Origin of the sequence: Nocardia colli, from assembly GCF_008704205.1 — a bacterium.
Taxonomy (GTDB): Bacteria; Actinomycetota; Actinomycetes; order Mycobacteriales; family Mycobacteriaceae; genus Nocardia; species Nocardia colli.
On record NZ_VXLC01000006.1, the window covers coordinates 43,144 to 59,796 of the forward strand.

A 16,653-nucleotide genomic window follows, 5' to 3' on the forward strand; every position below is an offset into this window, starting at 1 on the left:
CATGGGTGACGACACAACGCCTCGACCGATGGCGAACCTGCTCAGTGCGGTGCGGGAGGGGCAGGCGACAGTAGAAATGAAGCCTGAGGACTTCGTCTATATAGACCGCGACTGTGAATACTTCAAAAGCGTGATCCGCCGGATCCAGGGCATCGCCGAGCAGGTCTCGCGACAAGACAAATGGGGCCTCGGCGAGACCACGGAGAAAATGGTGTCCGGTCAGACCGTGGTCGACCGATTCAGGCAGAAGGCCAAACAAGTTGGCGATGGCAACAGCAACGATGTTTACACAATCCTGGAACAGCACTACAAGATTGTCGAAGACCTCCAAGAGGTCCATAAGTCGGCACGTGAGCGAATGATGCAGGCGGACAGCAACTTTGCCGCCGAGTTCACCCGGCTGAATGACACGCTCCCCGATCGACCGCCGGCGCAGCTCCCCGCTGGCCCATACCTGCTCCCGGATGGGACCGGCCGATGACCGGATACGAATCACCAAGAATTCCCGGCGGCGGCGAGCACACTGACAGCTGGGACCATCCGGAGATCAAGGATGCATTCGATCCGCTCGATACCACGAACGCGATAGACCAAGCCGAGCGGTACTGGCAGATGCACCAACTCTGGGAACAAGGCGTGGCAACCTTCGCCCGCTCGATCCAGAACTCGATCTCCCAGGCGTGGTCCGGTCCAGCCGCGGAAGATTCGAAGAAGTCGATCCAGGCGTATACAACCGACGCCCACACACTGACCCCAGCTCTGGCCGAACTCCACACCCGCGTCCGCGACGCCGCGACTGCAATCGTCAACACCAAGAAGGCGATTCCCGACACCGTCGACACCTCCTTCGGCTCCCGGGTGTTCCATCCGAGCCGCTGGGACCTGTCGCGGGAGAAGTCCGAGGAGACGCAGAAGGCGCGCGTCGCGATGAACGAGCACTATGTGCAGCCGTTCAGCCAGATCGACGGCAAGATTCCGGTCTTGCCCACGCCGACGAGCCCCACCAAGGCGATCGATATCACGCCTCCGCCGGGCGGTTACAAGGACGAGAACAGCACCAACGGCGGTCAGCCGAACCAGCCCAAATCGACTGACACCGAAAAGAATTCGAACAATCCCACCGTCACCAACGATAAGGACGGCGACGGCAAGCCCGACGACTCGACCACCAAGGACGAGAAGTCGACCGACAAGACGAAGAGCGACCAGACCACGCCGGCCTCGACGACCGACACCAAGCCGGCCAGCACCACCCCGGCGTCGACCACCCCGGGTGCCCCCACCACAGACCCGACGAAGACGGTGCCATCGAGCACAACTCCGACGACCCCGGGCACCCCGCACTCCCCCGGCAGTCCCGGCAGCCCGGGTTCACCGAGTTCGAAGACCCCGCAACCGGGCCGCAGCATCCCCGGCTCGCCCGCCACCCCTGGCACCACCACGTCCAACCCGGCTGCCGCAGCAGCAGCCGCGCGTGGCGCAAGTGGCACCCCGGGTATGGGCGGTATGGGGGCGGGCGCCCGCGGCGGCAAGTCCGAGGACGACTCCGAACACAAGATCCCCGACTACCTGATCACCCAGGAGAACACCGACGAACTCCTCGGCGAACTCCCGAAAACCATCCCCGGCGGCGTAATCGGCGGCGACATCCCGACCTAGACCCGCCCGCACCCACACCGAACGGGACTACACAGCGGCGACACGCCGGTCCCGCCGCAGTCATGTCCCGCTCGCCGCGGCGTGCGAGCGGGACCGGGGCACCCGTAATACCTATCGAACGCACGACGTGGAGGAGATCGAACCGGCATGGCTGAATGGAATTGGGAGCCGGATGATTTCGCGGCGCTCTGGTACTCCGATGCCCACGATCGGTTTCCCAACCCGTTGCGCTACACCAGCCGGTTCGCCCTGCGCGACGAGTTCGCCGCGCATCGGCACGCCGTGCGCGCCCGCTACTCCGCCGACGAGCTGGAGGAGATCCAGCTCGCGCTGCACACGTTGGGCACCTCTGAGCTGCGGATCGAAATCCTCGGCGGCACAAGCAAACACAAGAACAGCACCGGCCCCGACGATCTGCGCGAATACCGAATCGTGGGCGCGCGTAACCCGTATCGCGCCGTCACCCTCATGCAGGGCGGCACCGATCGCGAGCACGGCCCGATCCGCGTGCGCATGTTCCGCCCGGAAACCTTGCCCGCCCGCATAGTTCAGGCGATCCCCGCCTGCAAGCCGGGCAGCGCCGCCCCCGCCACCTTCCACCCCGACGACATCGCACCGCGTCGCAACGGCCACTTCGAAGACGTCGCCCGGCAAACCCCGCGCGAGCAATACCAGCGCCTGCTCGGCCGTCCCACCGACGGCGGCGGCACCGCGGTCCTGCTCGCCGCCCCCTTGTCCACCCTCGCCCAACCGTCGAATGTCCTGCAATGGCACGACATCACCGGCGACGGCCGCTACACCGAGGTCCGCGGCCCGCACATCACCGTCCGCCCCACCGCCCCCGCGGACCTCACCACCCACTTCGCCGCCTGGATCGATCGCGCGCTCGAACGCTTCGCCGAAGACCGCAACGACCACTGGTAGCGACCGGCGGGAAGCCCGACAAGCGGCCGCAGTAGCTCAGGCCGACCGGCCCGGGGACGCAAAACATAGTCCAGGTCGGCTGGCGGCAGTCCGCTGACCTGGACTTTACCCGGCAAAAATCGACGGCCGACTAAACGGCGTTTCCCAGAAGCAGGTATCGCGTTTCACCGCACGCCCGAAGTTCGACATTCCGTGCCCGATTCTGTTTCACCCGTTCGGCGAACACGAATGTTCGCTTCCCGCCTAGGTACCAGCCCGTACCGTCGCTGGACCAGAATTGTTGCAGGCTCAACTAGCCGCGCTGTGCTGACCGCGCTCATTCGTCGGGTCGTCCGTCCACGCCCCGATCCACGAATGACTTGCCGCCAGTTCATCTTCGCGCGATGAGCGCGGTTCCTCGCGGCCTTCGGGGCGATACATCCGGAGCACCGGAGCCGTCTGCTCGACGGTCGCGAGCGCGGCGAACTCCGGTTCTCTCGGCTCGGTATTGTCCGGTGCCGAATCATCGTTTTCGGGCTCGGCATCGGCGGGCGCGGCACGTCCGTCGAGCAGGTTCAGCGCCAGCGCGCAGAGCACAATGATTGCGCCGCCTGCGATTCCGCTCCAGGTGGGTACCTGACCGAAGAAGAACAATCCGAACAGCAGCCCCCACACGCATTCGACGGTGAGCATGTTGCCGCTGAGCACCGCGTCGACCCGGTCGAACGAATAGTTGATGAGGAACACGTTCAGCACGCTGAGCACACCCCCGAGACCGATTGCGGCCCAGAGCATTACCGCTGACGCGTGCGACGGAACGTGCGGGAGACCATCTCCTTGCAGCACGGATGTCAGCACCACCCCCACGGCTCCGACGCCGAGGGTCAACGCGGTGAGTTCGTGATTGTTCAATGAGCCGTCGTGCCAATCCCGGCCGAGATAACTCAGCGACATTGCCACCATCGCGACCAGCGCGATCAGGTTGCCGTAGTTGAGCGAGCTCGTGGCACTACCGCCGAATCCGGACAGGATCGCGACCCCGACGGCGGAGCCGCCGACGAAGACCACCCGGACCGCGGACACCCGCACGCTGCGCATCAGCATGCCGAGCGCGGACACCAACGGGAGGGCGGCGATGAACGAAATATCGCTCACCGCCGTCATTCCCGCGGCTTTCGAGAACAAAGTCGTGCCGACTACGTACAGCAGGACGGTGCGTCCGATGACTACGCACCATTCCCGCATCCTGATCCGGACTACGGTGCGCCAGCGGATCCATCGGCTGAATACCAGTATGGCGATGAAGAACGCCAGTCCCGTGCGAAGATAGACCTGCTGAGGCGGGGTGAAACCGTTACCGAGATAGCGCGACAGCACCGTGAGCATGGCAAATGACGCGGTTAACAGAACCAGCGCTCCGATACCGCGCAGGTCAGTTGAATCTCTGCTTTGTACGACCTCGGACCCGTTGATGCCGCTCACATTACCGATGCGACCGACACCCGGAACCGTACTCCGGGGTATTTTTTCGCGATTCGCCGCAGCTACAACGGAATGGGGCTAAACAAGTCCCGCTGCGGTATCACGGGTGAAGTGTGTGCCTCAGTTAGAGGTGGCGACCGACTAGGCGGGACCTCCTGCGGCATGGCGTATTCCGATATGCCGCCGCTCTGTCCGGCACTGGCAGCGCCGCCCGCGCGCCAGCCAGCCGGCCAGCACCCATGCAGCGGCCAGCACCGTCACAGCCAAGGTATTCATTGCCGAGGCGCAGGTCACGAAGGTGGCCAAGGCGGTCACCGCAGTCGCGATAGGCGTCATTACATGCACCATTTTATGGGCGAATGACACTGGGTCATCCTCGTCGGCGGTGCACTCCGGGTCTGCCAGAACCCTGCCGACGATGACGATTCTTTTCATGTCACCCAGCGTGCCGCTGATCGGATCAACCGGCCAGGGATTGCCCTGCTCTTGCGCGCCAAGCGTGCAGAACGCGGTGTTTATGGACGAAAGTCCAGTACAGCGATACGGTCGAGTAGGCGGACAACGCTGAGACCTCACGCGTGTCCGACCATCTGGATAGCAGGGATCTGGAGATGTCGAACGGGCGCGAGCGAACGAGCCGCCGGAGCGGGGTGTCTTCGCGTGTGCGAACGATTCGACAACAAGGGGCGTCCATGTGCACGCGTGGGCGCGGCATGACAACCGACAACACTGCGCGCGTTCGCGTTATGCGGAGCTGAGCGCAGCAAGGGGGAAGTCGAAATGAACGGGCCGCACAGCATTGCGTGCGGGAGGCGAGTCGTCCGCGAATACGAGGCCGCCGGTGGTTCGACGTGGGATCAGGTGCACGCGGTGCGATCGCATTGCGGTGTCTCGTTGCTGCGCGCCCATCGCATCGCGTATGGATTCACGCTCGTCGACGTCGCGCACCGATTACAAGAGATCGTCACCTCCGACGGGTCGTCGTGCCGTGGGTTGTCGCATCAGAGCGTGTCCCGCTGGGAGACGGGCCTGGACATGCCGTCGTATCAGTTCCTCGACGCGCTGTGCCAGTTGTATCGCACCCGGCCCGATCGGCTCGGCTTCGGCCACGACTACACCGACGACGATCCGGAGCCGGTCGCGCCGCCGAGCCGCCTGATCGTCGCCCACGCTTCGCAAGTCGGCTCCACCGCGCGAGATACCGTGCGCGCGTTGGAGGAAGGACTCGAACTCAGCGGATATCTCGTATACGTCCAGCCGCCTTCGGAATACATCCCGGCGCGGATGCGGGACCTGGCGCAGGTCCAGCAGGTGAAGCTGACCGACCACTCCGCGGATCTGCACCGGCGGTTGCACCGCATCGAGGCAATCATCGCGGGGCTCATCGCTTTTCGGCTCAACGATGTCGCCGACCTGCACGACACCTTCATGTGGTTCGCCAAGGCGCGCCGGGCCGCCCGGCAGGCCGGGGACCCGACGCTCGAAGCCTGGCTGGCCGGGCACATGGCGCACACCCACGAGTGCTACCGCCATGCGCTGGATCAGGGTCTGACCGCGGCGCGTTCGGCGCAGGCGGCGAGCGGCCGGGCGCCGACCGCGGCCGGGGTGTTCGGGCTGCTGGCCGAGGCCGGCATCCAGGCGCGGATCGGGCGACGCCGGGATGCGCTGGAGGCGGTGAACGCCGCGGACCGGATGTTCGCCGCCCTGCCCGATACGGCGACGACCGACGACAATCTCGGTACCTCCGAATACATTCTGCGCTGGCATCAATCGCACGCGCTGAGTTCGATCGGCGACTGGCGCGCCGCCGAGGCGATCCGCGATCGCATGCTCGAGCTGCCGATGGCGGAGAAGGATCAGGTCGGGCGGGCGCTGCTCGATCTCGACATGGCCACCCTGTGGACCCGGCAGGGCGAGCTGGACCATGCGCGCGAACAGATCCGGCAGGTCTGGCAGTCGCTGCCGCCGGAGCTGCGGGTGGGGCAGGTTCGGCGCAACGTCTCGCAACTCGTGGTCGCGCTGCCACAGGGCATGCGGGACAACATCATCGAGCGGTGACCGGGTCAGTGCCCGACGCGGTTGAACAATCGGCCGGCGAGGTCGGCTCCGGTGATGTGGCCGTGTTCGTCGCGGGTGAAGAAGCCGCGCTGACCGGCTAGCGCGCCGGAGGTGAGGATGTAATCGTCGCCGGGGAGCAGGCCGAGCTCGAAGGGCGGATAATCCGGGGGCAGTTCGATTTCCGAGGCGGCGCGGATCGCCGGCTTGATGACGACGTCCGGGGTGAGGGACGAACCGTCGCCGTTCAGATCTGCGGCAGATGGGTGCGCTGGTCGTAGGCCAGGAGTCGATAGCCGTCGGCGTGCCGTTCCCAGCTGGTGATCGAGGCGTTGCCGGCCAATCCGTCCTCGGCGATAGCCAAAACTTTTGCGTCGGTGAGGTTTTCGAGTAGTTGACGTAGGAACAACACGACCGCGTCGTGTGCCACGATCAGTACGCGTCGGTGTCGATGATCGGCGGCGAGATCGGCTACGACATCGCGCAGACGATCAGCGACGTCCTGGAATGATTCTCCGTCAGGCGGGCGATAGCCGAGGGGGTCGCGGGCTTCCTTCGCGGATTCCTCGGGGAAACGCTCACGGACGACGATCGGCGACAGATGGGACAGCCGGCCGCGGTGCCGGTCGTAGAGTCGTTGATCTATGCGATGGCACGGCATAGTCCGACCCGCCCCGCGCAGTTCCTGTTCGACGAACTGCCAGGTCTGCACGGCGCGCAGATACGGCGAACACAACACCAGTTCAGGCAGCTGATCCGAGTCGAGGGCGGCGAACCACGTGCCGAGCGCGGAAGCCTGCCGCTCGCCCAGATCGGTCAGTCCGATGGCCATATCGTCGGCCTCGATGAACGTATTCGCCGCGAAAGCCGCGTTCGCGATGCTCTGCCCGTGCCGGACCGCGTACAGCAGATCGACAGCTCCGGATTCGTCCGGGTGCGCACATTCGAATGCACCTTGCCCCCAGGAGCTTTCACCTTCGGTTCCCACACCATCCCCCTTCGTGATCACCCGAATTATGCCCGCGCACAAAAGCGCGGCCCCGCAGGCTCGCCAAGCGGTTCACCATCGGTGGACCGTGCGAGCGGCTGCGGGACCGCGCGAAGGTATCCGGCGTCAGCGCGGAACGGCCGCCTCGACTACCGCGGCGACCTCGGCGGGATGGTAGACCAGCGACGCGTGCGAGGAATCCAGTTCGCTCGTGTGCGCCCCCATCCGGTTTGCCATAAATCGTTGGGAGGCAGGCGGAATCACCCGGTCCGCACCGGAGACGAGGTACCAGCTCGGCGTCCCGGACCACGACGGCGCACCGGAGGGCTCGAGGTTGGCCGCCAGCGCGATGGAATGCTGATGCGCGATCATGTCGGCGGCGGTGGCGGGGCTGACGTCCTGGGCGAAGACCGCGTTGAAACGGTCGGGCGCGACGTAACCGTCGAGGTTCTTGCCCGCGATGCCGTTCGGGTCGTCGACGACGCCGAGTTGCAGCACCGGCGGCAGCAGCTGGCTGCCGGGAAAGCGGATCGGATCGAGCAGCAGCTGCGCGGGCTCACCCTGTACCGGCGCGAAAGCCGCGATGTAGACCAGGGATTCGACCTTCGAGTCGTGCACGTTGCTGATCACGGCGCCGCCATACGAATGCCCGACCAGCACAACAGGTCCGGAGATGGTGTCGATGGTGCGCTGGACGGCGGCCGCGTCGAAGGCCGGGCCGCGCAGCGGATTGTCCGGCGTCACAACGCGATAGCCCTGCTCGCGCAAGGCCGCGGCGACACCGTTCCAGCTGGTGGCGTCGGCGAAGGCACCGTGCACGAGCACGATGGTCGGCAGCGGTGCGGCATGGGCGGGGATGGCGGCGAGGGTGGTCGCGGCGGTGATCGCCACCGCGGCTACGGCTGCCCGCAGAGTGCGCGAGAGGTGCATGGTTGTCCTTCCGGGTCGGGTAGGTTTTCAGGCGGTCGGCTGGGCGGGCAAGTTCTGCTTTTGCAGGAAATCCAGTGCGGTGTCGGCGATTTCGCGCCAGCCGTGATCGGCGGGCATGGAGTGACCCCGATCGGGGAAGACGACGAGTTCGGTGACGCCGGCGTTCTTCCGCTGGATCTTGTACTCGGAGCGGACCGTCGCCTCCGGCACCAGACGGTCGCGCCCGCCCGCGAGCATCAGCAGCGGACCGCGCTCACGCTTGGTGTCCACGCTCGCTTCGCTATTCGGCGTGAAATTGGCGAGGCCGCCTTGAAACAGCGGAAGCACCGGGGCCGGAATACCATAGGTGGCGAGCAATTTGTCCGATTCTTCGCGCGGGATTCCGCTGGCGAAGGTGCGGTGATAACTCGCGGGGGTGTGTGACCACGTTTTGCCGCGCAGCCAGGGCTTGCTGAGTATCGGGAGCACGCTCTGAATCTGGGCGAGCGGCAAGGTCAGCACGCCACGGAACTGGGCGGGCGCGATCGCGACGCAGCCCGCGGTGATACCGGCGCCCAGCAATTTCTGGGCGATCAGACCGCCGAACGAGTGTCCGACGACCACGGGCGGCGTCGGCAGATCGGCGATGAACTTCGCGTAATGCTCGGTGACCTCGGCGATGCCGCGGTTGTTCAACGCGTCGGCATTCTTGCGGGTGGCGTCGGCGGTTTCGGCGTCACCGGGCCAGCCGGGCGCGAAAGTCTGGTAGCCGGCGCGGTCGAACGCGTCCAGCCAGGCGCCCCAACTGCTGCTGTGCATCCATAGTCCGTGGATGAACACGACCGGACGTGCGGTGGGATTCGACACGAAAACCTCCTGGGACGGCGCTGTACGAGAGCTGCGCGGAGGGTGGCCTCGCGCAGTGAATCAGCCGGCGGGGTCCGGGCCGAGGATGCTGCTTCCCGGACACAGACACCGCACGATCGCAATGATCGCGCGGCGCTGGGGTTTTCGTAACCCGTCGCATTTCGCCCGGCGCTGATGCGCCGCGTACGGGCTTGTTTTCCCCGCGAGGCGGGGAATTTGCAGTGCTAGTCGCAGACCCGGGCTTGCTTGCCGGCGAGTGCGTCCAAGCCGAGCATCGCCAATAGGGATTGGCAATCGTCGGCATTTTGTGAATAGCTGGCAACGGTGCGTGCGGCCACCGCGCTCTGTCGCGCAGTTTCGGCCTTTTCATTTGCCCGCGCCTCGGCGAATTCGCCCGGTTCGTGGATGAGGGTGATGTGTCGTGCCGGGGACATGAATCTCCTTGGGGTTGATCGAAGCCTACAAGGCGCGCTCGCTCCGCGACAGCCGAACCGACCCGGCAGTTCGCTGAAACGGGCCGATCGGGCGGCGGAACGCCGGTAAATCAGCAGGTGACGGGGCGGGTCGAGGGGGCTTTCCAGCCGCGCTCGCCCCGGTGGTGAGGCGGTTGCGGAGGCCCCGGAGGAGCCGAGCCCGCTTGACGCCGAGCCGGGTCGTCATGATCGGCAGTGGCAGTCCGGGCGCAGAGGTGAGCGTTGCGTCACATGATCGTGGGAACGAGTCGCGCGGCACTATGACCGTTCGGCCATGCCGATCAAGGGACGAGGAGTTGACGGACCACGCCGTCGGCCAGCAGCCGGCCTCGATCGGTGAGGATCAGACGGTCCGCGACGCGAGTTGCGAGGCCGTCGGCGATGACGCGCTCAGCGGCGGCGAGGCCTTCGGGATCCAAATCCTCGACGGGCAGACCCGTGCGGAGCCGGACTGCGAGCATGACGCGTTCGGTGTAGCGCTCGTCCGCGGTGAGGGTCTCCCAGCCTGCCGCGGGGAGGCCGCCGACAGTGACGCGATCGGCGTAGCGGGCGGGGTGCTTGATGTTCCACCAGCGGACGCCGCCGACGTGGCTGTGCGCGCCGGGGCCCGCACCGAGCCAGTCGCCGCCGTCCCAATAGCCGAGGTTGTGGCGGCAGGCCGCGGCTTCGCTTGCCGCCCAATTGGATACCTCGTACCAGGTCAGACCGGCTGCGGCGAGACGGGCGTCGATGCGTTCGTAGCGGGCGGCGAGCACGTCGTCGTCCGGGGCGGGGAGTTCGCCGCGGCGCACGCGGCGGGCCAGCGCGGTGCCGTCCTCGACGATCAGCGAGTAGGCGGAGACGTGGTCGACGCCCGCTTCGAGCACGGCGTCGAGGCTGGCGTCGAGATCGCTGTCGCGTTCGCCGGGAGTGCCGTAGATCAGATCGAGGTTCACGTGGTCGAAGCCGGCGGCGCGCGCCTCCTTCGCGGCGGCGACCGCGCGGCCCGGCGTGTGCGTGCGGTCGAGCACCTTCAGCACGTGGGCGGCGGCGGATTGCATGCCGAGGGAGATCCGGGTGAAGCCGGCCGCGCGGAGGCGTTCGAAGAATTCCGGCGAGGTGGATTCCGGGTTGGATTCGGTGGTCACCTCGGCGGTCGCGGCGAGGGTGAAGTTCGCGCGCACCGCGTCGAGCACCGAGGACAGCCCGGCACCGCCGAGCAGCGAGGGCGTGCCACCGCCGACGAAGATCGTCGCGACCTCGGGTGTCGCGGTCGGCAGTTCGGCGAACTGCGCTGCGGCAGTGGCCAACTCACCGCGCAACGCGTCCAGCCAGGATTGCGGCGACGCGGAGGTGCCGAGCTCGCCGGCCGTGTAGGTGTTGAAATCGCAGTACCCGCAGCGCGTCGCGCAGAACGGCACATGCACGTAGATCCCGAACGGACCGCCCCCGAAGTCACTCAGCACCGGCCCCGACATCTCGGTGCCGACAGGGATAGCCGCAGGTGAACTCACCCCTCTAGTGTGCAGGTCCCCCGCGACCCGCTCGCCTCCGGCGTCACGATCTGGACGACCGATCACCGGGAACTGGTGCAGGCGTATCGCGAGAGGCGGCCTGCACCAGTTCCCGCTCACCGATGCGTCAGTCCGCGGCAACCACGGTGTTCTGGTTCGCGGTGAGCAGCCAGCGGCCGTTCTCCTTGGACATCACGTACATCGGCGAACCCTCGCCGGTGAGCTCACCATCGTCGGTGAGGTAACGCTGGCGGACCTTGACGGCCGCGACGTCGGGGCGGATGAACAGGACGTGCACCACCTCGTAGGTGACGGTGCCGTCGCGCATCGCGCCGGGCAGCACCTTCGCGGTGAACTCGGCGATGGCCGGGCGGCCCAGCAGTGGTTTGCCGCCGCCGGTGGTCCAGATGGCGTCCTCGCGGAACAGGCCGATGAACTCGTCCACCAGTTCGTTCTGCTGGGAGTGCTGGATGGTGGCGACTACTTCACGGATGGCGTCGAGGTCGGTGTCGACGGATGCGGTACTCATGACGCCCACTCTGATACCTGAAGGAAACTTCAGGTCAAGCGGTCGGCGGGTACGTGGCGCGGTTCACTTCCGGTGTCGTTCGCGCATCACCGGCCGCCATAGACGGATGATCTATGACTGGCGTCACATATCAGGTCAACGGTCCAGGGGATTTCCCGCAAAACTGCGGAAAATACGGACACCCCGTCGGAAGGCCGCCGCTGAGGTGGCACAATAGCTTCATGCGCGCATCGGGAGTACGACTTGTGGCACGTCGCCACGTCGACTACAAGCGCGTCTGTAGTGCCTGCTGTCTGACCGAATCCCCTCGGTAGCTCAGCGACGCCCATCCCCGGGTCCATGACCCGGCGATCCCGATTTTCGACTTCATCGGTCCGCTGACACCGCAGGTGCGAGTCAGCCCCTCGCACCTCCAGCACGGATTTCAATAACCCCGCAGGAGCGACCCCTATGACGTCGAGTACCGACGCCGGTCCGACCGACCAGTCCGGCCCCGAGTCCCGGCCCGGCCACCACACCCGTCCCGACCGCCCCGCCTCCGAGCGCCGCGTTCGCGCCGATCGCCCGCGCGCGGAAGCCGCCGCAGGCGCGTCGACCGCGCCGCGCGCCCGCACCGGTAAGCCGGTGCGCCGCAAGGCGGAAGGTCAGTGGGCGCTCGGCTATCGCGAACCGCTGAACCCGAACGAGCAGTCCAAGAAGGACGACAACCCGCTCAACGTCCGCGCCCGGATCGAGAACATCTACTCGAAGCAGGGTTTCGACAGCATCGACAAGGGCGATCTGCGCGGCCGGTTCCGCTGGTGGGGTCTCTACACCCAGCGCGAGCAGGGCTACGACGGCAGCTGGACCGGCGACGAGAACCTCGACCTGCTCGAGGCGAAGTACTTCATGATGCGCATCCGCTGCGACGCCGGCGCGTTGAGCGTCGAGCAGCTGCGCACGCTCGGCCAGATCTCCACCGAGTTCGGCCGCGACACCGCCGACCTGTCCGATCGCGAGAACGTGCAGTACCACTGGATCGAGGTGGAGAACGTCCCGGAGATCTGGAAGCGGATCGAGGCGGTCGGGCTCAAGACCACCGAGGCGTGCGGCGACTGCCCGCGCGTGGTGCTCGGCTCGCCGCTGGCCGGTGAGTCGTTCAACGAGATCATCGATCCGACGCCCGCGATCGACGAGATCGTGCGCCGCTACATCGGCAAGCCGGAGTACTCCAACCTGCCGCGCAAGTTCAAGACCGCGATCTCCGGCCAGCAGGACGTGGTGCACGAGATCAACGACATCGCGTTCGTCGGGGTGAACCATCCCGAGTACGGGCCCGGCCTGGATCTGTGGGTCGGCGGCGGTCTGTCCACCAATCCGATGCTGGCGCAACGGGTCGGCGCATGGGTGCCGCTGGACGAGGTGCCGGATGTGTGGGAGGCCGTGGTGTCGCTCTACCGCGACTACGGCTACCGCCGCCTGCGCACCAAGGCGCGGTTGAAGTTCCTGGTCAAGGACTGGGGCATCGAGAAGTTCCGCGAGGTGCTGGAAGAGAAGTACCTGAAGCGCAAGCTGATCGACGGCCCGGCGCCGGAGCAGCCGACCAAGCCGATCGACCACGTCGGCGTGCAGAAGCTGAAGAACGGGCTGAACGCGGTCGGGTTCTCCCCCATCGCCGGCCGGGTCTCCGGCACGATCCTGACCAAGGTCGCCGAAGCCGTCGAGCGGATCGGGTCGGACCGGATCCGGTTCACGCCGTACCAGAAGCTGATCGTGCTCGACGTCGCCGACGACAAAGTCGACGCGCTGATCGACGAGCTGGCGCCGCTCGGGCTGCAAGCCCGGCCGTCGCTGTGGCGGCGAAACCTGATGGCCTGCTCGGGCATCGAGTTCTGCAAGCTGTCCTTCGCCGAGACGCGCAAGCGGTCGCAGGTGCTGGTGCCCGAACTCGAGGAGCGGCTCGCGGATCTCAATGCGCAGCTCGACGTTCCGGTCACCATCAACATCAACGGCTGCCCGAACTCGTGCGCGCGCTCGCAGATCGCCGACATCGGGTTCAAGGGCCAGCTGGTCGACGACGGCAGCGGGAATCATGTGGAGGGCTTCCAGGTTCACCTGGGCGGCAGCCTCGGCTTCGACAGCGCCTTCGGGCGCAAGCTGCGTCAGCACAAGGTAACCAGCGACGAGCTCGGTGACTACATCGAGCGGGTGGTGCGCAACTTCACCAAGCACCGCGAGGACGGCGAACGGTTCGCCCAGTGGGCCGTTCGTGCCGACGAGGCCGATTTGAAATGAGCCTCGATTGCGCCGGGCACGTGATGGGAGAGCAACTGTGACAACCGAACTGGTGGCGAAGCTGGCCGAGGACGAGCTCCGGGCCCTCGCGGAGAAGGGCGCCGCCGACCTCGGGACGGACGCGTCCGCGCTCGAGCTGCTGCAGTGGACCGAGGACACTTTCGGCTCCGGCTACATCGTCGCCTCGAACATGCAGGACGGCGTGCTGGTGCACCTGGCCGCGCGGGTCCATGCGGGCGTGGACGTGCTGTTCCTGGACACCGGTTACCACTTCGCCGAGACCATGGGCACCCGGGACGCCGTCGAGGCGGTGTACGGGGTGAACGTGATCGACGTCCGGCCCGAACACACTGTCGCCGAACAGGATCAGCTGCTCGGCAAGGATCTGTTCGGGCGCGATCCGGGTGAATGCTGCCGGCTGCGCAAGGTCGTTCCGCTGAAGAAGTCGCTGGCCGGGTACAACGCGTGGGTCACCGGCATCCGCCGGGTCGAGTCGCCGACCCGGGCCGACGCGCCGCTCATCTCGTTCGACGAGGCGTTCGGGCTGGTGAAGATCAATCCGATCGCCGCCTGGTCCGACGACGCGATGCAGGACTACATCGAACAGCACGGCATCCTCGTCAATCCCCTTGTCGAGGAAGGGTATCCGTCGATCGGCTGCGCGCCGTGCACGCGGAAGCCGGAGCCGGGAGCCGATCCACGAAGCGGGCGTTGGGCCGGCCTCGCCAAGACCGAATGCGGGTTGCACCAGTCATGACGGAGACCATTGTGAGTGAACTTCTAGGCGAGTCCTCGAACACTACTGAACGCGCTTTCGGCATCACCGATTTCGACACTCTCGCTGCATTGGAGTCGGAGTCGATCCATATTTTCCGTGAGGTGGCAGGGGAATTCGAGCGGCCGGTGATCCTGTTCTCCGGCGGCAAGGACTCCACCGTGCTGCTGCACCTGGCGCTCAAGGCGTTCTGGCCTGCGCCGCTGCCGTTCTCGCTGCTGCACGTCGACACCGGGCACAACCTGCCGGAGGTGCTGGAGTTCCGGGACAAGATCGTCGAGCGGTACGGGCTGCGGTTGCATGTGGCCAAGGTCGAGGATTACCTCGCCGACGGCAGGCTCACCGAGCGTCCGGACGGTATCCGTAATCCGTTGCAGACGGTGCCGCTGCTGGACTCGATCAGCGAGCACCGGTTCGACGCGGTGTTCGGCGGCGGTCGTCGCGATGAGGAGCGTTCGCGGGCCAAGGAGCGAATCTTCTCGCTGCGCAACGCCTTCGGGCAGTGGGATCCGAAGCGGCAGCGGCCGGAGCTGTGGAACCTGTACAACGGGCGGCACGCGCCGGGTGAGCATGTGCGGGTGTTCCCGCTGAGCAACTGGACCGAGCTGGACATCTGGCGCTATATCGCCCGCGAGGACATCGATCTGGCGAGCATCTACTACGCGCACCAGCGTCCGGTGTATCAGCGTGACGGCATGTGGATGACGCCCGGCGTCTGGGGCGGGCCGCGGGAAGACGAAGCGCTGGAAACGCTTTCGGTGCGCTACCGCACCGTCGGCGACGGATCGTCCACCGGGGCCGTGCTTTCCGATGCGGCCGACAATGCGGCGATTCTCGCCGAGGTGGCCGCGTCCCGATTGACCGAACGTGGTGCTACCCGCGGTGACGACCGGGTGTCGGAGGCTGCGATGGAAGACCGTAAGCGAGAGGGTTATTTCTGATATGACCGACCTATTGAGGCTGGCTACCGCCGGTTCTGTCGACGACGGTAAGTCCACTCTGGTCGGGCGTCTGTTGTACGACACGAAATCCGTGCTGGCCGATCAGATCGACGCGGTTACGCGCGCGTCGGTGGACAAAGGGCTTGCGACGCCGGATCTTTCGTTGCTCGTGGACGGGTTGCGGGCGGAACGGGAGCAGGGCATCACCATCGATGTCGCCTACCGGTATTTCGCTACGCCGCAGCGGTCTTTCGTGCTCGCGGATACGCCGGGGCACGTGCAGTACACGCGGAACACGGTGTCGGGTGCGTCCACCGCGCAGCTGGTGATCCTGCTCGTCGACGCGCGCAAGGGGGTCATCGAGCAGACTCGCAGGCACGCCGCGGTTCTGGCGTTGCTCGGGGTGCCGAAGCTGGTGCTCGCGGTGAACAAGATCGACCTGGTCGATGACCCGGCGACCGTGTTCGCGGAGATCTCCGCCGAATTCAACGGGCTCACCCGGACCCTCGGCTGGTCCGACGACGATGTGCTGGAGATTCCGGTCTCCGCGCTGCACGGCGACAACATCGCCACCCGCTCGGACAACACCCCGTACTACAGCGGTCCGTCGCTGATCGAGCACCTCGAATCGGTGCCGGTCGATGCCGACAGCACCGGCAATCACACACTGGGACTTCGTTTTCCGGTGCAGTACGTGATCCGGCCGCGCACCGCCGAATACCCCGACTACCGCGGCTACGCCGGGCAGATCGCGGCCGGTGCGGTCGCGCCGGGCGACGAAGTGGTGGTGCTGCCCTCCGGAATTCGCACCACCGTCGAGCGGATCGACACCCCGGACGGTGAACTCGCGGTGGCGCAGACCGGCCGCAGCGTCACGCTGATCCTGGCCGACGACGTCGACATCTCCCGCGGCGACACCATCGCCTCGGTCGCCGACGCCCCCGAGCCGATCGACACCTTCGACGCCACCGTCTGCTGGCTCGGCGACAAGCCCCTGCACCCCGGCGCCCGCCTGCTGCTCAAGCACGGCACCCGCACCACCCAGGCGATCGTCGGCAGCCTGCTGGAGCGCTTCGACGAGCAGCGCCTGATCGCCGACCCGAACCCGGAGTCGTTGGCCCTCAACGACATCGGGCGCGTCTCCCTGCGGGTCGCCGAGCCGCTCGCGGTCGACGACTACCGGGTCAACCGGCACACCGGCAGCTTCCTGCTCATCGATCCGTCCGGCGGCAACACGCTTGCCGCCGGTCTCGTCGGCGACGTGCTCTCGGCCGTCGAAGTCGGCACCGGAGTCTGAGATGAAGG

16 protein-coding genes are annotated in these 16,653 nt (G+C 66.4%); 8 read left to right on the top strand and 8 right to left on the bottom strand.

Going from position 1 to position 16,653, the window contains the following annotated elements:
- Position 1 precedes the first annotated feature (1 nt).
- From F3087_RS17180 to F3087_RS17190, 3 genes are all read left to right on the top strand, one after another.
- Positions 2–481: a hypothetical protein gene (locus F3087_RS17180; RefSeq protein WP_223885142.1), complete on the top strand. Its 480-nt coding sequence runs from the start codon at positions 2–4 to the stop codon at positions 479–481.
- A complete protein-coding gene (locus F3087_RS17185; protein WP_150403007.1) occupies positions 478–1,659 on the top strand; it encodes a hypothetical protein in 1,182 nt (393 codons plus the stop codon). Before F3087_RS17180 ends, F3087_RS17185 begins: the two co-directional genes overlap by 4 nt.
- 147 nt (positions 1,660–1,806) lie before the next feature.
- A complete protein-coding gene (locus F3087_RS17190; protein WP_150403008.1) occupies positions 1,807–2,583 on the top strand; it encodes an ESX secretion-associated protein EspG in 777 nt (258 codons plus the stop codon).
- Between the two features lie 288 nt (positions 2,584–2,871).
- Here the strand turns inward: F3087_RS17190 and F3087_RS17195 are convergent, their stop codons facing one another.
- Together F3087_RS17195 and F3087_RS17200 are read right to left on the bottom strand one after the other, a co-directional pair.
- On the bottom strand, positions 2,872–4,044 hold the full coding sequence (locus tag F3087_RS17195) for a DMT family transporter (RefSeq protein ID WP_150403009.1): 1,173 nt from the start codon (positions 4,042–4,044) through the stop codon (positions 2,872–2,874).
- Positions 4,045–4,185: 141 nt separating this feature from the next.
- The gene (locus F3087_RS17200) at positions 4,186–4,479 is read right to left on the bottom strand and encodes a hypothetical protein (protein WP_150403010.1); all 294 of its coding nucleotides are present in this window, start codon (positions 4,477–4,479) and stop codon (positions 4,186–4,188) included.
- A gap of 345 nt (positions 4,480–4,824) precedes the next feature.
- Between F3087_RS17200 and F3087_RS17205 the strand changes: the two genes are divergently transcribed.
- Positions 4,825–6,102 carry a helix-turn-helix domain-containing protein gene (locus tag F3087_RS17205; protein WP_150403011.1) on the top strand — a complete coding sequence of 426 codons (1,278 nt, stop codon included), beginning with the start codon at positions 4,825–4,827 and terminating at the stop codon, positions 6,100–6,102.
- 244 nt (positions 6,103–6,346) lie between these two features.
- Here the strand turns inward: F3087_RS17205 and F3087_RS17210 are convergent, their stop codons facing one another.
- From F3087_RS17210 to F3087_RS17235, 6 genes are all read right to left on the bottom strand, one after another.
- Positions 6,347–7,087 (bottom strand): histidine phosphatase family protein, encoded by a 741-nt coding sequence (locus F3087_RS17210; protein ID WP_191094011.1) that lies wholly within the window; start codon positions 7,085–7,087, stop codon positions 6,347–6,349.
- A gap of 126 nt (positions 7,088–7,213) precedes the next feature.
- The gene (locus F3087_RS17215) at positions 7,214–8,017 is read right to left on the bottom strand and encodes an alpha/beta fold hydrolase (protein ID WP_150403013.1); all 804 of its coding nucleotides are present in this window, start codon (positions 8,015–8,017) and stop codon (positions 7,214–7,216) included.
- Positions 8,018–8,044: 27 nt separating this feature from the next.
- A complete protein-coding gene (locus tag F3087_RS17220; protein WP_150403014.1) occupies positions 8,045–8,863 on the bottom strand; it encodes an alpha/beta hydrolase in 819 nt (272 codons plus the stop codon).
- A 224-nt stretch (positions 8,864–9,087) separates the two neighbouring features.
- Positions 9,088–9,297 (bottom strand): hypothetical protein, encoded by a 210-nt coding sequence (locus F3087_RS17225; protein WP_107654883.1) that lies wholly within the window; start codon positions 9,295–9,297, stop codon positions 9,088–9,090.
- A gap of 320 nt (positions 9,298–9,617) precedes the next feature.
- The gene (hemW, locus tag F3087_RS17230; RefSeq protein WP_150403293.1) at positions 9,618–10,793 is read right to left on the bottom strand and encodes a radical SAM family heme chaperone HemW; all 1,176 of its coding nucleotides are present in this window, start codon (positions 10,791–10,793) and stop codon (positions 9,618–9,620) included.
- 163 nt (positions 10,794–10,956) lie between these two features.
- Positions 10,957–11,358 (bottom strand): SgcJ/EcaC family oxidoreductase, encoded by a 402-nt coding sequence (locus F3087_RS17235; RefSeq protein ID WP_150403015.1) that lies wholly within the window; start codon positions 11,356–11,358, stop codon positions 10,957–10,959.
- A gap of 450 nt (positions 11,359–11,808) precedes the next feature.
- On the opposite strand from F3087_RS17235, the gene F3087_RS17240 reads away from it, so the two are divergent.
- From F3087_RS17240 to F3087_RS17255, 4 genes are read left to right on the top strand one after another with little or no spacing between them, the layout of a single operon-like run.
- The gene (locus F3087_RS17240; RefSeq protein WP_223885143.1) at positions 11,809–13,632 is read left to right on the top strand and encodes a nitrite/sulfite reductase; all 1,824 of its coding nucleotides are present in this window, start codon (positions 11,809–11,811) and stop codon (positions 13,630–13,632) included.
- Between the two features lie 37 nt (positions 13,633–13,669).
- On the top strand, positions 13,670–14,389 hold the full coding sequence (locus F3087_RS17245) for a phosphoadenylyl-sulfate reductase (RefSeq protein WP_150403016.1): 720 nt from the start codon (positions 13,670–13,672) through the stop codon (positions 14,387–14,389).
- The gene (gene cysD / locus F3087_RS17250; RefSeq protein WP_150403017.1) at positions 14,386–15,348 is read left to right on the top strand and encodes a sulfate adenylyltransferase subunit CysD; all 963 of its coding nucleotides are present in this window, start codon (positions 14,386–14,388) and stop codon (positions 15,346–15,348) included. The genes F3087_RS17245 and cysD overlap by 4 nt, the downstream gene beginning before the upstream one ends.
- 1 nt (position 15,349) lies before the next feature.
- Positions 15,350–16,645 carry a sulfate adenylyltransferase subunit 1 gene (locus F3087_RS17255; protein WP_150403018.1) on the top strand — a complete coding sequence of 432 codons (1,296 nt, stop codon included), beginning with the start codon at positions 15,350–15,352 and terminating at the stop codon, positions 16,643–16,645.
- Positions 16,646–16,653: the final 8 nt, after the last annotated feature.

Coding starts and splice junctions, on each gene's coding strand:
- F3087_RS17235 (WP_150403015.1), bottom strand. CDS start 11,358: ATGAGTACCGCATCCGTCGACACCGACCTCGACGCCATCCGTGAAGTA.
- cysD (WP_150403017.1), top strand. CDS start 14,386: ATGACGGAGACCATTGTGAGTGAACTTCTAGGCGAGTCCTCGAACACT.
- F3087_RS17255 (WP_150403018.1), top strand. CDS start 15,350: ATGACCGACCTATTGAGGCTGGCTACCGCCGGTTCTGTCGACGACGGT.
- F3087_RS17180 (WP_223885142.1), top strand. CDS start 2: ATGGGTGACGACACAACGCCTCGACCGATGGCGAACCTGCTCAGTGCG.
- F3087_RS17240 (WP_223885143.1), top strand. CDS start 11,809: ATGACGTCGAGTACCGACGCCGGTCCGACCGACCAGTCCGGCCCCGAG.
- F3087_RS17190 (WP_150403008.1), top strand. CDS start 1,807: ATGGCTGAATGGAATTGGGAGCCGGATGATTTCGCGGCGCTCTGGTAC.
- hemW (WP_150403293.1), bottom strand. CDS start 10,793: ATGTCGGGGCCGGTGCTGAGTGACTTCGGGGGCGGTCCGTTCGGGATC.
- F3087_RS17200 (WP_150403010.1), bottom strand. CDS start 4,479: ATGAAAAGAATCGTCATCGTCGGCAGGGTTCTGGCAGACCCGGAGTGC.
- F3087_RS17205 (WP_150403011.1), top strand. CDS start 4,825: ATGAACGGGCCGCACAGCATTGCGTGCGGGAGGCGAGTCGTCCGCGAA.
- F3087_RS17225 (WP_107654883.1), bottom strand. CDS start 9,297: ATGTCCCCGGCACGACACATCACCCTCATCCACGAACCGGGCGAATTC.
- F3087_RS17215 (WP_150403013.1), bottom strand. CDS start 8,017: ATGCACCTCTCGCGCACTCTGCGGGCAGCCGTAGCCGCGGTGGCGATC.
- F3087_RS17185 (WP_150403007.1), top strand. CDS start 478: ATGACCGGATACGAATCACCAAGAATTCCCGGCGGCGGCGAGCACACT.